At 72.3% G+C, this 17,799-nt stretch carries 11 protein-coding genes and 1 pseudogene; 7 read left to right on the top strand and 5 right to left on the bottom strand.

The genetic code is table 11. The features are described from left to right. The 4 genes and pseudogenes from AB0E85_RS28110 to AB0E85_RS28095 form a co-directional block, all read left to right on the top strand. Positions 1-1,243, top strand: a pseudogene (locus AB0E85_RS28110) (hypothetical protein); the annotation flags it as partial. Beyond that, positions 1,240-4,086 carry an excinuclease ABC subunit UvrA gene (uvrA, locus tag AB0E85_RS28105; protein WP_361932652.1) on the top strand — a complete coding sequence of 949 codons (2,847 nt, stop codon included), beginning with the start codon at positions 1,240-1,242 and terminating at the stop codon, positions 4,084-4,086. The pseudogene AB0E85_RS28110 and the gene uvrA, both read left to right, overlap by 4 nt. Further along, positions 4,083-5,129, top strand: a complete 1,047-nt coding sequence (locus AB0E85_RS28100) for an alcohol dehydrogenase family protein (RefSeq protein WP_361932649.1) — start codon at positions 4,083-4,085, stop codon at positions 5,127-5,129. The genes uvrA and AB0E85_RS28100 overlap by 4 nt, the downstream gene beginning before the upstream one ends. Beyond that, positions 5,126-8,365 (top strand): amino acid adenylation domain-containing protein, encoded by a 3,240-nt coding sequence (locus tag AB0E85_RS28095; RefSeq protein WP_361932646.1) that lies wholly within the window; start codon positions 5,126-5,128, stop codon positions 8,363-8,365. The genes AB0E85_RS28100 and AB0E85_RS28095 overlap by 4 nt, the downstream gene beginning before the upstream one ends. Before the next feature lie 156 nt (positions 8,366-8,521). Here the strand turns inward: AB0E85_RS28095 and AB0E85_RS28090 are convergent, their stop codons facing one another. The 4 genes from AB0E85_RS28090 to AB0E85_RS28075 all read right to left on the bottom strand — a co-directional run bounded on the left by AB0E85_RS28090 (position 8,522) and on the right by AB0E85_RS28075 (position 12,650). Next, the gene (locus tag AB0E85_RS28090; protein WP_361932643.1) at positions 8,522-9,553 is read right to left on the bottom strand and encodes a LacI family DNA-binding transcriptional regulator; all 1,032 of its coding nucleotides are present in this window, start codon (positions 9,551-9,553) and stop codon (positions 8,522-8,524) included. A 77-nt stretch (positions 9,554-9,630) separates the two neighbouring features. Continuing rightward, a complete protein-coding gene (locus AB0E85_RS28085) occupies positions 9,631-10,467 on the bottom strand; it encodes an ATP-binding cassette domain-containing protein (protein WP_361932640.1) in 837 nt (278 codons plus the stop codon). Continuing rightward, complete coding sequence (locus AB0E85_RS28080; RefSeq protein WP_361932637.1) at positions 10,464-11,477, bottom strand: ABC transporter permease; 1,014 nt, start codon at positions 11,475-11,477, stop codon at positions 10,464-10,466. Before AB0E85_RS28080 ends, AB0E85_RS28085 begins: the two co-directional genes overlap by 4 nt. A 156-nt stretch (positions 11,478-11,633) precedes the next feature. Then, entirely contained in the window at positions 11,634-12,650 is a 1,017-nt protein-coding gene (locus tag AB0E85_RS28075; protein WP_361932634.1) for a sugar ABC transporter substrate-binding protein, read from the bottom strand. A 250-nt stretch (positions 12,651-12,900) separates the two neighbouring features. Between AB0E85_RS28075 and AB0E85_RS28070 the strand changes: the two genes are divergently transcribed. From AB0E85_RS28070 to AB0E85_RS28060, 3 genes are all read left to right on the top strand, one after another. Further along, on the top strand, positions 12,901-13,887 hold the full coding sequence (locus AB0E85_RS28070) for a carbohydrate kinase (RefSeq protein WP_361932631.1): 987 nt from the start codon (positions 12,901-12,903) through the stop codon (positions 13,885-13,887). A 56-nt stretch (positions 13,888-13,943) separates the two neighbouring features. Next, positions 13,944-14,243 (top strand): putative quinol monooxygenase, encoded by a 300-nt coding sequence (locus AB0E85_RS28065; RefSeq protein ID WP_361932628.1) that lies wholly within the window; start codon positions 13,944-13,946, stop codon positions 14,241-14,243. Between the two features lie 77 nt (positions 14,244-14,320). After that, a complete protein-coding gene (locus AB0E85_RS28060; RefSeq protein WP_361932625.1) occupies positions 14,321-14,485 on the top strand; it encodes a hypothetical protein in 165 nt (54 codons plus the stop codon). 70 nt (positions 14,486-14,555) lie between these two features. Here the strand turns inward: AB0E85_RS28060 and AB0E85_RS28055 are convergent, their stop codons facing one another. Continuing rightward, positions 14,556-17,114, bottom strand: a complete 2,559-nt coding sequence (locus tag AB0E85_RS28055; protein ID WP_361932622.1) for a GH32 C-terminal domain-containing protein — start codon at positions 17,112-17,114, stop codon at positions 14,556-14,558. Positions 17,115-17,799: the final 685 nt, after the last annotated feature.

Here is a 17,799-nt window from a genome sequence, read left to right as displayed (position 1 = left end):
GGAGTCCGCTGCCGGGCCGGAGTCCGCTGCCGGGCCGGAGTCCGCTGCCGGGCCGGAGTCCGCCGCCGGGCCGGAGTCCGCTGCCGGGCCGGAGTCCGCTGCCGGGCCGGAGTCCGCCGGCGGCCCGGAGCCCGCCGCCTGCCCGGAGCCCGCCGTCGGGCCGGTGGAGACCGTGCGGACACTGGCCGTCACCGACCCCGGCCGGCCGGCCGTCCTGGCGGGTGAGCGCACCGTCGGCTACGGCGAGTTGTGGGACCGCCTCGCGGCCGACCCGACGCCGCAGGCGCTCGTCGCACTCGTCGACGCCCTGTCGGGCACCGGCGTCGGCGAGGACGAGGTCGCCCGTGGCGCGTCCGGCGTCCGCCCCGCCCCCGCCTGCCCGGACGGTCTGCTGCGGCAGTGGTCGGCGGCCCTGGACCTGACCGCCGCGGACCGCTTCCTGCGGACCGCCCCCGCGGGCGCCCCCACGGCCGCCCTGGAAACCCTGCTGCCGCTGACCGCCGGCGCCACCGTGTGCCTGGCCCCGCACGGCGCGGCCGGGCCGGAACCCGCCCGCCTGGGAGCCACCGTGGCGGCCCTGCCCGCCGCTCTCCTGGCCGCACTCGCCGCGCGGCCCGGCACCCCGCTCGCCGGACTGCGGGCCGTCGTCGCCACCGGCCCGGACCCCGTCCGGCTGCCCGACGTCGCCGGCGTGCGCTTCGTACGGGCTCTCGGCGCCCCCGGGCAGCCGCCGTTGCCCTTCGCCGACCTGGGCGCCGGCCACCGCGGCCCCCTCGTCCCCGAGCCCGCGGCCGGCGCGGCCCTGCTGGACCCGGCCGGCCGTGAGGTCCTCGACGGCAGCGAAGGACACCTGCACCTCACCGCGGCCCCCCGCACCGCCCCGCTCCCGACGGGCATCGCCGCCCGCAGACTCCCCGGCGACCGGCTGGAGATCCTGGGCCGCGAGGGAGAGCACGTCGAGCGCGACGGCTACCGCATCCGGCCCGCCGACGTCGAATGGGCGCTCACCGCCCACCCCGCCGTCCACGGGGCGGTCGTGACCACGGCCCCGGACGGAACGATCACCGCCCGCGTCGAGAGCGCGCAGGCCGACTCCGCCGCCCTCCGCACCCATCTGCGCCGTGCCCTGCCCGGCTTCACCATCCCCGATACCTTCGTGGTCGGCGAACCGCTGCCGCTGACCCCCGACGGCCGCATCGACCGGGCCCGTGCCCGGCTCCTTGGAGGAGGCACCACCCCATGAGCACGCCCGACACCGCGTACGGCCGGGACTGGATGGTGCTCAAGGGCGTCCGCCAGCACAACCTCGACATCGCCGAACTGCACCTGCCCCGCCACGGCGTCACCGTCCTGACCGGCGTCTCCGGCAGCGGCAAGTCCTCCCTGGCCTTCGACACCATCCACGCCGAGGGCTACCGCCAGTACCTGGAGAGCCTCTCCGCCTATGTGCGGCGCAAGCTTCCCAAGGTGCCCAAGCCGGCCGTCGACTGGATCAGCGGCCTCAGCCCAACCGTCGCCATCGAACAGAAGACCATCAGCCGCAACCCCCGCTCCAACGTCGGCACCATCACCGAGATCTCGGACCGGCTCCGGCTGCTCTTCGCCCGGGCCGGCCGCCACAACTGCCGCACCTGCGGCGGCGACATCCATCCGCGGGACGCCGCCGAGCACATGGACTGGCTGCGCGAGCACGCCCGCCGAGACCGGCTGGAAGTGGGGGAGCCACCCGCGGGCGACCGCCCCGGCCGATTCCTCGCGGCCGTCGGACCGGACCCCGCCGCCGCCGAACTGTCCGCCGTGCGCGAGCACATCGAGTCCGCGCTGCGCACCGAACGTCACCTGGTCGTGCTGCGCGGCACCGAAACCGTCCGGCACATCAGGGAGGGCTTCTTCTGCGCGGACTGCGGCACCCGGGCGCGCGCCACGTCCTCACAGTGGTTCACCCCCAACTCGCCGATCGGCATGTGCGAGGGCTGCGAAGGGCTGGGGTTCATCCTGCGCGTGGACGCCTCGCTGCTCGTCGGCGACGAGAACGAGTCCATCCGCTCCGGCGCCCTGACCTTCTTCGGCGACCGCCGCGGCAGCAAGAAGACCTGGTGGCCGGTACGAGAGCTGCCCGACCTGGTCGCCCTCGGCGGCGGCAGCCTCGACACCCCCTGGCGCGAACTCCCGCCGGGGCTGCGCGAGGTGATCCTGCACGGCAGCTCCACGCTCGACCTCGCTCCCGAGCTCGCCGAACGACTGCGGCGGCAGCCCTTCGAAGGCTTCACCGGGCACATCGAGCGCCTCTTCAGGGAGGCCGACTCGCCAGGACGCAAGCAGTTCTACCAGGTGTTCATGTCGGCGATGACCTGCACGGGCTGCGCCGGCACCCGGCATCACGCCGAGGCCCTCGCCGTCACCCTCGCCGGTCTCAACATCGCCGAGGTCAACGCCCTGCCCATCACGCGCCTCAGCACGTGGCTGAGCACCGTGCGCACCGAACTGCAACGCAGCTTCCTGTCCGACATCGCGGCCGAACTGCTCGAACAGATCGCCGCACGCCTTGAGTTCATGCTCGACGTGGGCCTGCACTACCTCTCCCTGGACCGCTCGGCGCCCACCCTCTCGGCGGGGGAGGGCCAGCGGCTGCGGCTGGCCCGCCAGCTCGGCAGCGGCCTCGTCGGAGTCACCTACGTACTGGACGAGCCCTCCATCGGCCTGCACGCCAAGGACAACGGCCGGCTCATCGTCATGCTGCGCCGGCTGGCCGCGGCCGGCAACGCCGTCCTCGTGGTCGAGCACGACCGCGAGACGATGGAGGCGGCCGACCACCTCGTGGACCTCGGGCCCGGCGCCGGCATCCGCGGCGGCCGCGTCATCGCCAGCGGCCCCGCCGCCGACGTCATCGCCCATCCCGACTCCCGCACCGGTGCCTACCTGCGCAACGAGGCCCAGGTGCGCTCCCCGCGCGCGACGCGCCGGGCCCCCGACGGCCGGTGGCTCACCGTCCGCGGCGCGACCCTGCACAACCTCCGCGACACGGACGCCGCCTTCCCCGTCGGGCTGCTGACCTGCGTCACCGGCGTCAGCGGCAGCGGCAAGAGCTCCCTGGTGACGCGCACCCTTCAGCCCGCGCTGGAGGAGGCCCTGCGCTTCCGGCACCAGCCCTCGGGCGCCTTCCGCGAACTCACCGGCTGGGAGCACTTCGAGCGCATCGTCACCGTCACCCAGGAGTCCATCGGCGCCTCCTCCCGCTCCACTCCGGCCACCTACATCGGGATCTTCGACGAGATCCGCAAGATGTTCGCCAAAACCGAGGAGGCCGTCCGCCGCCGCTACTCGACCTCCAAGTTCAGCTTCAACGCCGAACGCGGCGGCGGACGGTGCGACCGCTGCCTCGGCAAGGGCGTCATCCGCATCGAGATGCTCTTCCTGGCCGACGTCAGCGTCGAGTGTCCGTCCTGCCGCGGCCTGCGCTACTCGCCGGAGACCCTGGAGATCCACTGCCGGGGTCTGAACATCGCCCAGACCCTGGATCTGGAGGCCGCGCAGGCCCTGGACGTCTTCCACGACGTGCCGGCCATCGCCGACCCCCTGCGGGTGCTGTGCGACGTGGGTCTGGGCTACCTCAGGCTCGGCCAGGACTCCATGACGCTCAGCGGCGGCGAGGCACAGCGCCTCAAACTCAGTCGCGAGCTGATGCGCGGCGGCCAGGGCCGCACCCTCTACCTCATCGACGAGCCCACCACCGGACTGCACTTCTCCGACGTGCAGTTGCTGCTCCAGGTCGTCCACGACCTCGTCGACCGCGGCAACACGGTGATCGTCATCGAGCACAGCATCGAGTTCGCGGCGGCCAGCGACTGGATCGTCGACCTCGGGCCCGGCGGTGGAGTCGACGGCGGTTCCGTGGTGGCCACCGGCCACCCCGAGTCCGTCGCCGCCGAACCGGCCAGCGCCTTGGCGCCGTTCCTCGCCACCCAGCTGTCCCACCTCGCCGCCGCCGGCCCGGCGGATCCACCGCCCGCCCGGCCGCGCACGGGCCGGGCCACCCAGTTCGAGTTCGAGATCCCGGTACCGGTTCCGGGGGAGGAGCACTCATGAAGGCCCTTCAGTGGCACGGCGCGTACAAGGTGCAGGTCTCGGACGACGTCGCCGCACCCACCCTGAGCGCCCCCACCGACGCCCTGGTCCGTGTGGTCCGGTCCGCCATCTGCGGCACCGACCTGCACCCCTACCGCGGTGAGATCGCCTCCTTCACCCCGGGCACCGTCACGGGGCACGAGTTCACCGGCGTGATCGAGGAGACCGGCGCGGACGTGCGCCACCTGCGGCCCGGCGACCGCGTCCTGGCCTCGGACGTCATCGCCTGCGGCGCCTGCTGGAACTGCCGTCGTGGCTGGCACTACCAGTGCGAGCAGGTCGGCCTGTTCGGTTACGACACCGTGGTCGGCACCACCGCCTTCGCCGGCGGCCACGCGGAACTCGTGCGCGTGCCCTTCGCCGACGTCGTGCTCTCCCCGATCCCCGACGACGTCGGCGACGAACGCGCCTTGCTCATCGGCGACGTCCTGTCCACCGGGTACGCCTGCGCCACCGGCGGCGAGGTGCGGCCCGGCGACACCGTCGCCGTCGTCGGCTGCGGTCCCGTCGGCCTGCTCGCCATGAAGGCCGCCGGCATCCTCGGGGCCGCGACCGTCCTGGCCGTCGACCCGCTCCCGGCCCGCCGCGCGCTGGCCGAGGAGCACGGGGCCGTCGGCCTGGCACCCGGGCCGGACCTCGCGGAGCAGGTCCGTGAACGGACGGGCGGACGCGGGGCGGATGTGGTGCTGGAGGCCGTCGGCACGGACGCCTCGCTGCTCAGCGCCCTGGAGATCGTCCGCCCGCGCGGCACCGTCTGCGCGGCCGGCGCGCACGCCTCCGAGGCGATGCCCATGCCGACCGGCCTGGCCTTCGGCAAGGAGCTGACCCTCCGGTTCGCCGTGGGTGACCCGATCAGTGTGCGGGAGCCCCTGATGAACCTCGTGCGGACCGGCCGCCTGGACCCCACCTTCGTCATCTCCCACCGCCTGCCCCTGGACGAGGCCGCCGAGGGCTTCCGCCTCTTCGACCAGGGCCGCGCCTCGAAGGTGGTGCTGATCCCGTGACGACCCTGCACGCGCGGGTCACCGACCGGGCCCGGCTCACGCCGCACGCGCCGGCCGTGCACTGCGGCGACCAGGTGCTCGACTACGGCGAACTCGACCGGCGCGCCGAGGAACTCGTCCCGCTCCTGCGAGGCCTGGGCGTCGGGCCGGAGACCCCCGTGGGCGTCCACCTGCGCCGCTGTCCCGAGCTGCCGGTGGCGTTGCTCGCGGTCCTCAAGGCGGGCGGCTATTGCGTGCCCCTGGACCCCGGCTATCCGCCGGAGCGGCTGCGCTCGGTCATGGAAGAGGTGGCCGCCCCGGTCGTGATGACGGTACGGGCGCTGCGCGCAGGCCTGCCCCATCACGGGAGCGCGGTCGTGTGCCTGGACGAACCCGCCGCGACGCCGCCCGCCGGCCGCGCCCCCCGCCCGCCGGCCGTGAGCCACCCGCAGGCCCTGGCCTGGGCCTCGTACACGTCCGGCTCCACCGGCCGGCCCAAGGGCGTGATGCTCTCCCACGGCCCGATGGCCGCCCTCGCCGAAGGCATCGCCGCCCGCCTCGAACTCACCCCGCGGGACCGGGTGCTCCAGTTCGCCTCCATCGGCTTCTCCGTCGCCGCCGAAGAGATCTTCTCGACCTGGTACGCCGGCGCGTGCCTGGTCATGGATCCCGACGAGTCGCTGGCCGACGCCGCGAGCCTGCACGACGTCATCGACAAGCAGCGGGTCACCGTCCTCCAGCTGACGCCCGCCTACTGGTACGAGTGGCTGCGCGAACTCGACCGGGACGCCGACGGGGCGCCCGTGCCGCCGGAGTCCCTGCGGCTGCTCGTGGTCGGCAGCGAACAGGTCTCGGCGGACAAGGTGGGGGAGTGGCTGTCGGGCGGGGTCCGCCTGGTGCAGGAGTACGGAGCGACCGAGGGCACCGTCTCGCAGCTGCTCTACGAGGTGAAGGCGCCGGCCGCCGAGGTCCGCGCCTGGCCACGCGTGCCGGTGGGCACCCCGCTGCCGGGGATCGCCGTACGCGTCCTCGACGCGGCGTTGCGGGCCGTGCCGGACGGTGAGCCGGGCGAGCTGTACGTGGCCGGGGACGCCGTCTCCCGCGGCTACCTCGCCCGGCCCGGCCTGACCGCGGAGCGCTTCCTGCCCGACGTCTGCGCGACCGTCCCGGGCGGGCGGATGTACCGCACCGGCGACCTGGCGCTGCGCCGCCCGGACGGCACCATCGAGTTCCTCGGCCGCATCGACCACCAGCTCAAGGTGCACGGCATCCGCATCGAGCCCGGCGAGGTGGAGACCGCCATCGGCGCGTATCCGGGAGTCGCCCGCAACGCGGTGCTGGCCCGGGAGTCGGCCGCCGGGGCCGACCAGCTCGTCGCCTGTGTGGTCTGGGAGAGCGAGCCCGATCCCGCGGGACTGCGGGCGTACCTGCGGGGGCGGCTGGCGCCCGGGCTGGTCCCGGCCCGCCTGGTCGCCGTACCGGCACTGCCGCTCAACCCGAACGGCAAGGTCGACCGGCGGGCCCTGCGCGACCTTCCGGTCGACCCGCCCGCGGCCACTTCGGCCGACGCCGGCCGGCGACCGCGCACTCCGGTCGAGGCGGCGCTGGCGGGCATCTGGGCGATGCTGCTGGGCCTGCCGTCCGTCGGCGCGGAGGAGGACTTCTTCCTGCTGGGCGGGGACTCGCTCACCGCGACCAGGCTGTCGGCCCACATCCGTGAGGCGCTGGGCGCCGACATCCGCCAGCACATGATCTTCGAGACCCCGACGGTCGCCGCGCTCGCCGCCCGGATCGAGGCCGCGCGGTCCGCGGTCGGAGGGAGGGACCCCGTCGCGGCGGCGCCTTCCGAGCCGTCCGCACCCCGCCGGAGCGGCGAGGCCGACGACACAGCCGTGCTCACGGCACCCGCGACCCCCGCGCAGCGGCAGATGTGGATGGCGCACCGGATGGAGAAGTCCGGCGCCGCCTACAACGAGCCGCTCGTCCTGCGGCTCACCGGACCCCTGGACCCGGCGCACCTCCGGACGGCGGTCCGCGCACTCCTGCGGCGGCACGGCGTGCTGCGCACCACCCTGCGTCTGGTGGAGGGGCGCCTGACCCAGTTCGTCGCCCCGCCCGCCGCCGCGGACGCGTTCGACCTGCCGGTGACCGACCTCGGCGGACTGCCCCCGGCCGAAGTCGACGAGCACGTACGCGCTCTGGTGCTGGAGCCGTTCGACCTGTCCCTCGGGCCGCTGATCCGCACGGCCCTGCTCAGGGTCGCCGCCGAGGAGCATCTGCTGGTCCTGGTGATGCACCACACCGTCTGCGACGGCTGGTCGCTGGACGTGCTGAAGCGGGACATGTCCCGGCTCTACGCCGAGGCGCTGACCGGCGAGCCGGCCGGGCTGCCGGAGCTGACCGCCGCCTACACCGACCACGCGACGCTGCTGGACACCGCGCAGGGCAGTCCGCAGGAGGCGGCCCAACTGGCCTACTGGTCCCGCCGCCTCGCCGACGCGCCCGCGGTGACCCGGCCGCCCCTCTCATCCGGTGCGGACCCGCGGCGGCCGGGCGGGGTGTCCCACCCGTTCAGCGTGGACCCGGAGACCGCCCGGAAACTGCGCGCCTTGGCGGCCACCGAACGGGCCACCCCGTACATGGTGCTGCTGGCCGCCTTCAAGGCTCTGGTCCATCGCAGCGCCGGAGCCCGGGACATCGTCGTCGGCGCTCTGTCGTCCGGCCGCGAACGCCCGGAGTTCGCGCACGTCATGGGTCTGTTCGTCAATCCGCTGGCCTTGCGTACGAGGGTGCCCGAGGGGGCCACCCTGCGGGACCTGGTGCGCCGGGTCCGGACCACCGTGCAGGAGGCCATGAGCCACCAGGACGTCCCGTTCGACCGGGTGGCGCGGGAGATCGCCCCGCAGCGGGGCCGTCAGCACGACCCGGTGTTCCAGCTGATGTTCTCCTTCGGTGGCACCACCGTCGACGCTCCCGCACTGCCCGGCCTGACCGTGACACCGGTCGCCGTGGACACCGGGTCGGCCAAGTTCGACGCCGCGGTGGTCGTCGAGGAAGCCTCGGACACGACTCTGACGGGCACGTTCGAGTTCCGCCTGGCCCGCTACGACGAGGCCGACGCGCTCCGCCTCACCGAGCAGTACCTCCTGCTGCTGAGGGAGATGGCGGCCGACCCGGACGCAACGGCGGCGGCGGCGCCGGGACGCGGAGCACCGGACGGGGAGGCGATCGCCGACGTCCCCCGCTGCGCGGGGTGACCAGGACGGACTCCTGGGCTCGCGGCGGCGGGACAGGGCTGGGCGGCGTACCGGTGGATCGGCCTGCGTGGTGCGTGCCCGCCGGGCGATCCGGCCTTCCGCGTCGGCCCCAAACAGGCCCGGGTCCGGCCGGAGCCTCACCGAGGCCTCGCCGTGTCAGCGGGAGTCGGTGCGGGGCGCGGGTTGCTCCCCCGAGCCCCGGACGATCAGCCGGGTGGGAACGGTGAGGGTGCGGGCACGGGAGCGGTCGCCGTCGAGGCGGGCGAGGGCGGTGGCCGCGGCGGTGCGGCCGATTTCCTCGGGGTCCTGGGCGACGACGGTCAGGGCCGGCTCCAGCGCCTCGGCGAGGGAGAGGTCGTCGAAGGCCACGACGGCCACGTCCTTGCGTTTGCTGCGGGCGAGTTCGGCGACGATGCCGAGCGCCATGATGTTGTTCCCGGCGAACAGGGCCGTGGGCGGATCGGCCCGTTCGAGGAGCTGGGAGGTCGCGGCCTCCGCGCCCGACTGGTCGTGGGCGTTGGCGACCAGCGAACGATCGTAGGGGACGTCCGCTTCTTGCAGGGCCGACCGGTAGCCGGTGAGGCGTTCGCGGCGGGTGTAGAGCTTGGTGGGGAGGTCACCGACGAAGCCGATGCGGCGGTGACCGTGGGCGATCAGGTGGGCGACGCCCTCCTGTGCCCCCGCACGGTTGGAGCTGACGATGCTGTCCGTGGACAGACCGACCCCTGGCCGGTCGAGGAAGACGATGGGCAGGCCCGCCGTACGGTGCGACTTGAGGTCGGAGTGGTCGGCGCCCACGGACGGAACGACGATCAGGATGCTGACGCGCCGGGCGAGGAACTGGGCCGTCAGGGCGCGTTCGCGCTCCGGATCGTCCGCGGACGAGCCCATGAGCAGCGTCAGGCCACGGTCCCGGACGGTCTCCTCGATACCGCGGGCCACCGCTCCGAAGAAGGGGTTGGCCAGGTCGGGGACGACCAGTCCTATGGTCGTGTCCGGACCGCCGACGCGGATGTTGCGGGCCATGAGGTTCGGCTGGAAGCCCAACGCGGCCACCGCGGTGAGTACCTGTTCCCGCGTCCGCGCCGAGACGGGCCCGTCCTCGTTGAGGACGCGGGACACCGTCTTGGCGCTGACACCTACTTCTCTGGCGACGTCGGCCAAGGTGGGGCGGCGGCTCGCTGCCATGGAGGAAACCGTCTCCTGGATGCCCCCGGGTTCCGGGCCGCGGCCTCGGCCGGAACATGCGAGAGCGGGTTGCGCTGTCAGGTGGCCTGTACTCCGGCGGCCTTGGCGGCCTCGGAATCCGCTACGACAGTATCTCCAGACGCGTCGACGGTGAGTGCGCCGGTCATGATGGCGACGACCTCGGCCATGGAGTAGTCGGAGGGCTTGATCACCGCGGCACGCCGGCCCAGCCGGTGGACGTGGATCCGGTCGGCGATCTCGAAGACGTGCGGCATGTTGTGGCTGATCAGGACGACCGGCATGCTCTTGTCGCGGACGCGGCGGATGAGGTCGAGGACCTGGCCGGACTCCTTGACGCCGAGTGCGGCGGTGGGTTCGTCCATGACGACGACGCTGCGGGCCCAGGCGACGGCGCGGGCGACCGCGACGGCCTGCCGCTGTCCGCCGGAGAGCGTCTCGACCGACTGGGTCAGCGAGCGCAGGCCGATCTTCAGGTCGGCCATGTGCTCGGCGGCCTCCTGGCGCATGCGCTTCTTGTCGAGCATGCGGAAGGCGCTGCCGAGGATGCCCGGGCGGCGCAGCTCGCGGCCGAGGAACATGTTCGAGGCGATGTCCATGGAGGCCGCCACGGCGAGGTCCTGGTAGACCGTCTCGATGCCGTGGGCGCGTGCGCTCTGCGGGCCGGAGAACTGGATCGGCTTGCCGCCCAGGCGTATCTCGCCCTCGTCCGGCACCAACGCGCCCGTGAGGGCCTTGATGAGACTGGTCTTGCCGGCACCGTTGTCGCCGATCACGGCGAGGACCTCGCCGGGCAGCAGATCGAAGTCGGCGCCGTCGATGGCGGTGACCTGGCCGTAGCGCTTGACCAGACCGCGCGCCTGGAGAACGGGGGTCACAGCGGTGGTCGTGGTCATCGGGCCTTCCTCCGGGAGATCTGGTCGACGGTCACCGCGAGGATCACCAGGACACCGGTGATCAGGGTCTGGTAGATCGAGGCGACGCCCATCAGCTGGAGCCCGTTGCGGAAGACGCCGACGATGAGGACGCCGATGAACGTGCCCAGGACCGACCCGCGTCCGCCGAAGAGGCTGGTGCCCCCGAGGACCACGGCGGTGATGCTGTCGAGGTTGTCGGTCTGCCCGGCCTGCGGGTCGCCGACTCCGGTGCGGGAGATGAGCAGCAGGGCGGCGATGCCGTAGAGGACACCGGCCGTGGTGTAGACGCCGATGGTCAGCCGGGAGGTGCGGATGCCGTTCAGCCGCGCCGCCTCCGGGCTGTTGCCCAGGGCGTAGACGTGCCGGCCCCAGCTGGTGCTGCTCAGGGCGTAGGCGAGGAGGAGGAACAGGGCGATGGTGACCAGCGAGCCGTAGGTGATGTCGGTCTTGCCGAGCGGGAAGGTCTGCCCCAGCGCCGTCAGCGGGCCGGGCAGGTTGGTGACCGTCTGCTCTTCGGAGTAGATGTGCGTCAGCGCGAACGCCACGTTGAGCATGCCGAGGGTGACGATGAACGGCGGCAGCGGGATCTTCTGCACCAGTGCCCCGTTGAGCAGGCCGAAGCCGCCGCAGACGGCCAGCCCCAGCGCGATGGCGGCGAGCGGTGGCAGGGAGCCCTCGGCGGCCATCTTGGCGATCATGATGCTGCCGAACGCCATCACCGCGCCGCAGGACAGGTCGATGCCGGCGGTGAGGATGATCAGGGTCTGGCCGATGGCCAGCGTGCCGACGACCATGACCTGCTGCACGATCAGCGAGAAGTTCCCGCCGGTGAGGAACTGGTCGGTCGAGACGGAGAAGAAGACGCAGGCCAGAAGGAGGGCGACCAGGGGGCCCGTGGTCGGTTGCGTGAGCAGCCTGCGGACCGTGGTCGGCCCTTTGAGCTCCGCGTACGGCGTGGACGTGGAGGGTGGCGTGGACGTGGCAGTCATGCGAGGTCCTTGTCGGAAGACTGAAGTCCTTGTCCGCCCTTGGCGGGCGGCAGGAGGACGAGGGGGCGGCCGTCCCCGGGCCGGGGAGGTGGGTCCGGCCGCCCCGCTGAGGGGTGTCGAACGGCGGCCGCCACGAAGGCGGCCGGGGGCAGCGGCTCAGCCCCAGCAGTTCTCCAGGCCGTAGGCGGTGTCCTTGGCAGCGACCCCGTCCTGCGCCTTGTCGGTGATCAGGGTGACGCCGGTGTCGGTGTAACCCGACGCCTTCTTGCCGTCCTTGGCGTACGCCACGACGGCCTTGACGCCCTCGGCGGCCATCTTCAGCGGGTACTGCTGCGAGGTCGCGGCGATCTTGCCGTCCTTGACGGCCCGGGTTCCGGTGCAGCCGCCGTCGACGGAGACGATCAGGACGTCCTTCTCCCGGCCCTTGGCCTTCAGAGCGGTGTAGGCGCCCAGGGCGGCAGGCTCGTTGATGGTGTAGACGACGTTGATGCCGGGTTCCTTCTGGAGGCAGTTCTCCATCGCCGTCTGGCCCTTGGACTGGTCGCCGCCGGTGTCCTGAGCGCAGGCGACGTCCTTGTCGGTGACGCCGAAGCCCTTGAGGAAACCGTTGTGGCGCTGCACGCCGACGGAGACGCCCGGCGCGAGGTCGAGGGCGGCTATCTTCGCCGTCTTGCCCTTCATCGCGGCCTTGGCGTACTCGCCGATCAGCTCGCCGGCCTTGAGGTTGTCCGTGGCGAAGAGGGCGTCGACCGCGCTCTGCGGCTCCGTCGGGGTGTCCAGGGCGATGACCAGAACGCCCTTGGCCTTGGCCTTCTCGATCGCGGGCACGATCGCCTTGGAGTCGCTCGGGGTGATCAGGATGCCCTTCACGCCGGCGGCGACCATGTTCTCGATGGCGGTGACCTGCCCGGCGTTGTCGCCGTCGAACTTGCCGGCCGCCGTCATGAGCTTGACGCCTTCGGCCTTCGCGGACTTCTCCGCGCCCTCCTTCATCTTGACGAAGAACGGGTTGGTGTCGGTCTTGGTGATGAGGCCGACCTTGACCTCGCCCGAACCGGTGCTCGTGCTGCCCGATCCCGATCCGGATCCACAGGCGGTCAGGGCGAGCGCTGCGACACCTGTGCACGCAGCGGCTCTGAGCAGGGAGGAGGGCAGACGAGAGGTGCGTGACATGAACGACTCCTGCGGGATGTCGGGCGGGTGGCCGGCAGTGAGGCCTGCCGTCCCGCGATGTCAACGTTGACTGATGTCATCGTTGACACTGCTTGGCGAGGATGATGGACTCCGTTCCCCGGCAACGTCAATGCCTTGCACTCGTCACAAATCGGCAACGCCCCTCGGCGGCCCCCGCTCCGAAGCCGTTCGTCGGCATGCCCGGGTCATGCCCGATTCCGCTCCGCGCGTTCCCAGAGAAGAGCAGCCCATGAACCCGCGCCAGATCACCGTCCTGGGCGAATGCGTCGCCGACGCGTTCACCGAAGCCGCACCTGCCCGGAACGAACTCGCCCTGCGTGTACTGCCGGGCGGCGGACCCGCCAACACGGCGGTGGCCCTGGCCAGGCTCGGCACTCCGGCCCGCTTCCTCGCCCGGCTGTCCGGCGACGTGTTCGGCCGCCTGTTCCGGGCCCACCTCGCGGCATCCGGCGTGGACCTCTCACACGCCGTGGAGGCCGCCGAGCCCAGCACGCTCGCCGTCGCCGAACTGGACGCCCGGGGGCAGGCCGCGTTCTCCTTCCACGCCCAGGCCACCGCCGACTGGCAGTGGACCGGCGCGGAGCTGGCCGGGGTGGACCTGGCCGACACCGCCTGTGTGCACACCGGGTCGCTGGCCCTGGTCAGGGAACCCGGAGCGGCGGTGGTGGAGGAGTTCCTGGCAGCGGCCGCTCCGCGGACCACCATCAGCATCGACCCCAACGTCCGTCCGCTCCTGGTGCACCCCGAGGTCTACCGCGCCCGGCTGGCGCACTGGTGCGGTCTCGCGGACGTGCTGCGGCTGAGCGAGGACGACCTGGACCTCCTCCTGCCCGGAACGCCGCCCGAGCAGGCGTGCGACACCTGGCATGCGGCGGGGGTGCGGCTCGTCGTGATCACACGCGGCGCCGACGGCGCCCTGGCCTCGCTCGACGGGGAGCGGGTCCACGTGCCCGCGGTGACGACGCCGGTCGTCGACACGGTCGGCGCGGGGGACTCCTTCACCGCCGGCCTGCTGCACCACCTCGGCGCCCACGGACTCCTCGGCGGCAGGCTGGGGGACCTGAGGCTCGACCACGTCGAGGCGGCCTGCCTGTTCGCCGTGCGGGTCGCCGCGCTGACCTGCTCGGTGGCCGGACCCAACCCGCCCTGGCAGGACCAGCTGACGCCGCTCACGACGGACGCCCCCACCCGCCGGCACCTGGACGCCGCCCACTGAATCCCCGGACACGGACACGGACACAAACACAGACAGACAAGGACAAGGACGAAACCATGACGAAAACCCTGCTCGCCGAGTTCACCGCCCGAGAGGGAGCGGAGGACGAGGTCACCCGCCTGATCCGGGAGTACGCCCTGAAGGTGCGCGAAGAGGAAGGCAACGTGGCCTTCGACGTCTACACCAAGACGGCCGCCCCCCGCGCCTACTGGATCTTCGAGGTCTACCGGGACGAGGACGCCTTCCAGGCACACCTGAAGGCCCCGTACGGCGCCCCGTTCAACGCCGCCCTCGTCCCGCTGATCGAGGAGGACGCCTCCGTGCTCACGTTCCTCGATGAGATCGACCGTGCGTGAAGGCACCCGACCGTCCACGTGATCACCGCTGACGTGCGCGCGGTGATGCCGGCCGACGAGGTGGTGTCCGTTCTGGCGTGCTGCGGGATACGGACGCCGACGTCCGGACCGGCGGTGGCCGGGGCATCGACGCCCTGACCGGCGAGCGGACCCGGCTCCACCGCGACCTGGGCCTGATGCACCGCGAGGACCGGGAACCGGCCGGCGCGGCGGCTCTCGCGGACGCCGCGCCGCTTCCTTGAACGCCCGCTCCGCCGGGTGCCGCGCGCCGGCAGCCGCTTCCCGGCCGACCGGCGCACGGCCCCCGCCTCGTCACCGCCAGACGGACCCGAGCTGCCACGCGCGCAGGACGTCGAGCGTGGCGGTGCCTCCCTCGGCGAACACCTCGACGCCGGTGCTGGAGGGGTCGGGGAAGACCTGGTCGGTGATCACGGCCTCGCCGTCGCCGCCGAAGACCTCGACGGACGACCAGTCGACCAGGATCCGCAGCTTGACCTTGCCGTTCTCGGCCTTCAGGGGCGCGGTCTGCACGCCGGGGAAGGTGCTGTTGAAGTCCCCGGCGCCCGAGCGGGTGCGGTCGACGTACAGCTCCTGGGTGGTGGTGTCGTAGCCGATGACGGTCTGCTCGCCGCCCGCTCCGGTACGCACCTTCAGGCCGAAGCGGTCCGCGTCCTTGAGGGAGAAGGTGGCCTCGATGTCCAGCGCCCTGCCCTTGGCCCCGGGTCCGGTCAGGGGCTTGGACGTGCTCGTGAGGGTGAGGCCGGACGCTGTCGCCGGGCGCTTCTGGCGGAGGGACTCCAGGCTGCCCACCGGCTTGCTGGTCAGCCGGATCCGGCCGTCGACGGTGCGCAGGGCCATCTCCCTCGGGATGCTCTGCGCGCCGCGCCAGGGGGAGGTGGGGACGGACTGGCCGTAGTCCCAGTTGTTCATCCAGCCGATCATGTAGCGCTTGCCGCCCGGCGCGCCCTCCCAGGACACCGCCGCGTAGTAGTCCTTGCCGTAGTCGGCCCAGTCGGCGCGCTGTACGACGGACTTGGCGGGCTCGTCCGCGGCGGTGAACCGGTCGGCCAGGACGTGGCCCCAGCCGGCGGTGTTCTTGTCCACGACCTGGATCCGCGCCTTCTTGCCCGCGTAGGGGCGCAGGTCGAAGGACGCCCAGTCCAGTATCTCGCTGTCGGCGCCGGTGGCGCTGCGGACGACCTTGCCGTCGACGATCAGGTTGACGGCCGTCTCCTGGGAGACGCGCGCGGCCCGGGTGTCGGACAGCACGATGTGGTCGACGTTCAAGTGGCCCCAGCCGCCCGTGTTGTCGTCGACGATCCTGATCCGCGCCTTCTTGCCGGCGAGGTCGCCGACGTCCCAGGAGGCCCAGTTGAGCGCCTCGGCGTCCTTGCCGGTGGCGCTGCGGACGACCTGGCCGTCCACGAGGAGTTCGACGGCGGTGGGGTCGGCGGAGCCGGCGGGGTGGTTGCCGCCGCCGATGAGGAAGTTGACGTGCTTCCTGTCGACGGTGAACTCGGGCGAGGTGAGGGTGCCGGTGGTGGAATCGCCGTTCCGGAAGGTGTTGACCAGTCCCTGTCCCAGGAAGCCGGAGACCTGTTGCTGGCCGGGGAGGGTGCCGCCCGCCGGTGCGGTGCCGAAGGCGTCCCCGGTCGCCGTCCAGCCGCCGTAGGTTCCGCCCTCGAAGTCGGCGAGGACCGTGCCCTCGGGCGGAGTGCTGTCCAGTACGGTTCCCGCTTCGTGCGGATGCCGCCCGCCGCCGATCCTGAAGTTCAGGTAGGGGCTGTCGACGGTGAACTCGGGCGAGGTGAGGAGGCCGGTGGCGCCGTCACCGCCGTGGAAGCTGTTGGCGAGACCCTTGCCGTCGAAGCCCGAGACGGCCCCCTGACCGTCCACCGCCCCGGCTGCCGGCCCCGGGCCGAAGGCGGTCCCGGTCGCCGTCCAGTCGCCGAAGCCGGCGCCTTCGAAGTCCTGCACGACCATGCCCGTGGGCGGGGTGTAGGTGCCCTTGTCGTCGGGCGTGAACTTCTTGCCGTCGAAGTCTCCGACGAAGTACTGGGCGGCCGAACCGCCCGCGATGCCCCCGGGGTTGAGGTTGACGACCAGGACCCACTTGATCTTCTTCTTGTTGCCGTCGACCGCGAGGGGGAACAGGTCGGGGCACTCCCACACGCCGCCCGTCGCGCCGGCCGGCCCGAACTCGCTCTGCAACTCCCAGTCCTTGAGGTTCTTGGACGAGTAGAAGCGCACCTTGTGCTCGGCGGACAGCGACACCGTCATCAGCCATGTCTTGGTGGGTGCGTACCACTGGACCTTCGGGTCGCGGAAGTCCTTGGAGCCGATGTCGATCACGGGATTGCCCTGGTACTTGGTCCAGGTGCGGCCCCGGTCGGTGCTGTAGGCGAGCGACTGGGCCTGCTTGCCGCCGTTCTTGTAGGCGCTGGTGTAGATCGCCACCATGGGCGGGTTCTTCGTCGTGCCGAACCCGGTGGTGTTGTTCCAGTCGACGACCGCGCCGCCGGAGAAGACCATCTCCTCGTCGTCGTGCGACAGGGCGAGCGGCAGCTCCTCCCAGTGCACGAGGTCCTTGCTCACCGCGTGGCCCCAGGACATGTCGCCCCAGGAGTTGCCGTTCGGGTTGTACTGGTAGAAGAGGTGGTATTCGCCCTGGTAGTACACGAGGCCGTTGGGGTCGTTCATCCAGTTCTTCTGCGGGGTGAAGTGGAACTGGGGCCGGTGGGTCTCGGTGTACGCCGGGGTGTCGGCTGCGACGGCATGGGGAGCGAGCGGGGCTGCCGACAGGGCACAGACGGTCGCCACCGCCGCCATCATCCGTGTGCGGGCATGCCGGGATACGCGTACAGAGCTCATGGTGTCTCCTTGTCCCGCGGCCGTCGGCGCAGCGGTGACTGCGGCTTCTGCGCGACGGACCGAAAAAGTGCACCCCGGGCCGGTGTTGGCCATCCGTGCCCTCGACCCGGGGTGTCATCGTTGACTTGTGTCATCGATGACAGCGAGTGCCCGATTATGAAGCCCCATCCGGTCGCCGCGTCAACGGTCCGGGCGCGATTGCTCGGATACGACCGGCAGTTCGCCGGGCGTCGCCGGTCGACGCGGGCGGCCGGCACGGGCCTGCCGTGGCGGGCTCGGGTTCGGTGAACGTGCAGATCAGGCGGGTGGCGTGGGCGTACGTCGGTGCGCTTCGAGCGCGGTTCATCACGCTGCCGGGCCCTCGCAGCCCGACGGCTTCGGCGTCTCCTTCATCAAGGAACTCCTCTGCGCCGTCTGGCAGGTGAGAGCAGCCGCCGGGGCAGAGCGCTCGCCTGCGCGACGACACCCGACGACGCCGTCGGTCGCGGATCCGGCGGCGAGCGACACCGATGCCGATGCCGACCACGACGGTCGCGGGTGGCGGAACCCTCCTCGACACCGTCTCGACCAGGCCGACGGGGCTGCCGAGAGCACGGCGAGGAGGGCAGGCAACACGCCTGCTCCTGCCGAAGGCACGGGCACCCACGGTGGCCGGCCGCGAGCCGGCCGGGTGACCGTCACGTTC

The organism is Streptomyces sp. NPDC029044, assembly GCF_040637495.1.
Classification (GTDB): Bacteria; Actinomycetota; Actinomycetes; order Streptomycetales; family Streptomycetaceae; genus Streptomyces.
Note: the sequence above shows the minus strand (reverse complement) of the source record. Positions and strands in the feature narration are given on the sequence as shown.